Origin of the sequence: Streptomyces niveiscabiei (genome assembly GCF_001419795.1) — a bacterium.
In the GTDB taxonomy this organism is placed as follows: domain Bacteria; phylum Actinomycetota; class Actinomycetes; order Streptomycetales; family Streptomycetaceae; genus Streptomyces; species Streptomyces niveiscabiei.
Genome location: NZ_LIRL01001427.1, coordinates 1 through 1,031 on the forward strand (window position 1 = coordinate 1; position 1,031 = coordinate 1,031).

The 1,031-nt window shown below is 72.3% G+C and carries 1 protein-coding gene; it reads right to left on the reverse strand.

Features of this window, described 5'->3' with window-relative positions; all coding sequences use genetic code 11:
* On the reverse strand, nucleotides 1–967 hold a 967-nt coding region (locus AOK24_RS44705; RefSeq protein ID WP_159052254.1), incomplete at its 3' end, for an RNA polymerase sigma factor.
* Nucleotides 968–1,031 lie beyond the last annotated feature (64 nt).

Consider the following 1,031-nt stretch of genomic DNA (forward strand, 5'->3'; position numbering starts at 1 on the left):
TCCCGGCGGTGGGGATCACGACGGCGTGCTTCGGGGGGTCGTCCGGGGTCTGGACGACGACGTACGCGCCGCCCGCCACCAGTGTCGCGCCCGCGGTCATCGCGACGGCCGGTTTGGTGAGCGCCCCCACGACCTTCGCGGACCAGCCGACTCCGGTCGCCGCGGCGGCCGTTTTGCCGCCGAGGGCGAGGGAGAGGGTGAAGCCGACGGGGACGGGGACGAGGGCGATGCCGACGAGGAGGCGTTCGGCGGGGACGACGGGTTCGCGGGTGTCGCCGCAGTAGGCGCAGCCCCGGATGTGCCGGGCGAGGCGTTTGCGCCAGACGGAGTCGGGGCGGCCGTGCCAACGGGCGGTCAGATCACGGAGGTTGGGGCAGGCGCCGTCGAGGGCGCGGACGATTCCCCTGGAGACCTCCAGGCGTTCCTTCACGCGCTGGACCCGTACGGCCGCGTGCTGGCGGCTGATGCCCAGCGCTGCGGCGAGTTCGCGCCGGGTGAGGTCACCGGAGACCTCCAGCCACCACAGGGACAGGAGTTGACGGTCCTCCGGGTCCAACCAGGGGACGGCCTCGGCGACTTCCTTTCGCTGGCCCTCCAACTGGAGTCTGAGGACGGTCAGTTCGGCGAAGTCCGCGCTGTCGTGCGGGTCGTTCTCGTCGAGGCGCTGGGGCGGGGTGCGGTGGCGGGCCCGGTCGCGGATCTGGCGCATGGCGATCGCGACGAGCCAGGAGCGGAAGCTGTCCGGATCGCGCAGCGCGCCGAGGTTGCCGACAGCCCTGAGCATCGTCTCCTGCACGACGTCGTCGACGTCGGCGTGTCCGTTCAGCGCCCTGCCGACGATGTTGTAGACGAGCGGCAGCCAGCCCTGGACCAGTTCGTCCAGCGCCCGCCGGTCACCGGCCTGCGCGGCGGCGATCACACCGGCCCAGTCACCACCGGCGCGCCGGGCTCGGCCGTCCGCTTCCATTCTCATACCAGCACCTTTTCAGCCGGGGGCGGGCCGTTGGCAATGTCGGGGATCACAGGTGGGG